Below are 1,744 nucleotides of genomic sequence, written 5' to 3' on the forward strand. Positions count from 1 at the left end.
ATAGACCTTTGCGTCCGTGGTCTGGATGGACTCGGCGACGGCGTTACGCGGCGCGGCCGTTTTCGCGTCGTACTCCACGAGGCCCTTGAACAGTGCGCCGAGCACCCCGATGCCGCCGACCTCCGTCGTGTCGCCGGGGATCAGCGGGTTCTCCGGTTCGGTCAGGCTGTAACTGATGACCGACTGCCCGCCCGGGCCGGTGCCGCTCGTATTTCCCGTACCGCTCCCGGTGCTCGTGCCACACGCGCCGAGCAGCACGGTGAGCACTGCCACGGAGCAGACGGCGGATCGAAATCGAAATGGTCGCATGTTTTTTCCATTCACAATGATGACGTCGATGACGTCGATGACGCCGAAGTCGTGTTCGACGGGACCGCGGGCGGCCACCGTCCGCGGCCGGTCCGAACACCTGGTCCTTCGTCGGCCCATCCATGAGAAACGCGCCGACAACACGAATGTCGAATCGCATGGTCACGGACGGGGTACTGCCTTCGGGAACGTCACACAATGCCGAGGCAGAGCGGGAAGCCGGGCCGCCCGCCCAGCAGGTGGGCACCGGCCGACTGCAGGATGCGGTCCTGGGCGACGATGTGCTGGCACATCGTGTTCGTGTCGCGCAGCCACCGGTCCAGCGGGGACGGCCGGTAGATCGAGCTGGTCTGCAGCAGGTCGTAGAGCCGGCTCACGATCGACCGCGCCGTTCGGAAGGCGTGCAGGCGCGACAGCGGCAGCGCGGCCCGCTCGTCCGGGGTGAGATCGTCGAAGGTGCCCCCGGCGGCCAGGACGTCGTGCTGGCGCCGCATGCTGCCGTACACCCCGTTGCGGGTGGCGACGAAGTCTGCCTCGCAGCCGGCGATGACGACCTGCACGCGGTAGTCGTCGGCCGCGGCGGCGCCCGACGGGCGCGCCCGGCCGGCGACGGTCTCGCGGGCATGGTCGAGCGCGGCGCGCGCGATGCCCAGCGGCACGCCGGGCATGTTGCGCATGTGCACCTCCGGCTGGGCGAGCGCGCCGGTGCCGTTGCGCACGGCCCCGAAGACGAGGGTGTGCTCCTCGGGGACGAACACGTCCGTGATCACGTAGTCGCAGCTTCCGCTGCCGGCCAGACCGGTGGTGTGCCAGGTGTCGACGATCTCGACCTGCTCGCGCGGCACCATCATCAGCCGCGAGTCGTGCGGATCCCCGTCCGGGCCCGGCTCCGGCTGGCCGTCGCGGTAGATGAACGCCCCAGAGATCACCCAGTCGCTGTGGGTGATACCGCTGCCGAACTGCCAGCGGCCGGTGAGCCGGTAACCGCCGGGGACGCGCTCGGCGTGCCCGGTCGGGAACAGCAGCCCAGCCGTGATCATGTCCAGGCTGGGGAACATCTCCCTGGCCACCGGCTCGTCCAGGAACGCGGCGTAGAGCCCGGTGTCCGAACCGATCATCGCGCACCAGCCGGCGGACGCGTCGCCGTAGGACAGCGCCTCGATGACCTCGGTCTGTTCCGCGGAGGTGAGCTCAGGGCCACCCCACCGGCGCCCGAAGCCCATCCGGAACACCCCGGTGGCACGCAGTGTCTCCACCACGTCCGGGGGCAGCCGCCGAGCGCGCTCGATCTCCTCGGAGCGCTCCCGCAGCAGCGGGGCGGCCGCCCGGGCGCGCTCGAGAATCTCCTTGCCGGTCCGGGGCGGCCCCTGCGCGGCAGGGCCGGCGGGGCTGACCCGGCCGGCAGGGCCGGCAGGGCTGACAGAGCCGGCAGGGC

Annotated in this window: 1 protein-coding gene and 1 pseudogene; both read right to left on the reverse strand. The window is 70.9% G+C overall.

Annotated elements, in window-relative coordinates; translation table 11 throughout:
- A pseudogene (locus NBW84_RS09025) lies at nt 1–273 on the reverse strand (ABC transporter substrate-binding protein); the annotation flags it as partial.
- A gap of 227 nt (nt 274–500) precedes the next feature.
- Nucleotides 501–1,652 carry an acyl-CoA dehydrogenase family protein gene (locus NBW84_RS09030; protein WP_445548673.1) on the reverse strand — a complete coding sequence of 384 codons (1,152 nt, stop codon included), beginning with the start codon at nt 1,650–1,652 and terminating at the stop codon, nt 501–503.
- Nucleotides 1,653–1,744 lie beyond the last annotated feature (92 nt).

It is taken from the genome of Protofrankia sp. CiP1_Cm_nod2 (assembly GCF_920664355.1).
Taxonomy (GTDB): domain Bacteria; phylum Actinomycetota; class Actinomycetes; order Frankiales; family Frankiaceae; genus Protofrankia.